Source organism: Paraburkholderia caffeinilytica, assembly GCF_046030355.1.
Taxonomy (GTDB): Bacteria; Pseudomonadota; Gammaproteobacteria; order Burkholderiales; family Burkholderiaceae; genus Paraburkholderia; species Paraburkholderia caffeinilytica_B.
Genome location: NZ_JAQQCQ010000074.1, coordinates 1 through 233 on the forward strand (window position 1 = coordinate 1; position 233 = coordinate 233).

The following is a 233-nucleotide window of genomic DNA, read 5'->3' on the forward strand; positions in this document are numbered from 1 at the left end:
GGTTGAGATCAGTGTTGTGCCAGAAACAACACAACCCCAACAGCTTTACCCCTGGTGAGCATCACCAGAAACTACTTCTTCCAGATTGGCTGTGCTGTCCCTCAGACACCACAGCAACAAGTCATGCCTGATGACCATAGCGAGTCGGTCCCACCCCTTCCCATCCCGAACAGGACCGTGAAACGACTCCACGCCGATGATAGTGCGGATTCCCGTGTGAAAGTAGGTAATCG

The 233-nt window shown here is 53.2% G+C and carries 1 rRNA gene; it reads left to right on the forward strand.

Features of this window, described 5'->3' with window-relative positions:
- Nucleotides 1–126 precede the first annotated feature (126 nt).
- Nucleotides 127–233: ribosomal RNA gene (gene rrf, locus PQQ95_RS36575) — 5S ribosomal RNA — on the forward strand; the annotation flags it as partial.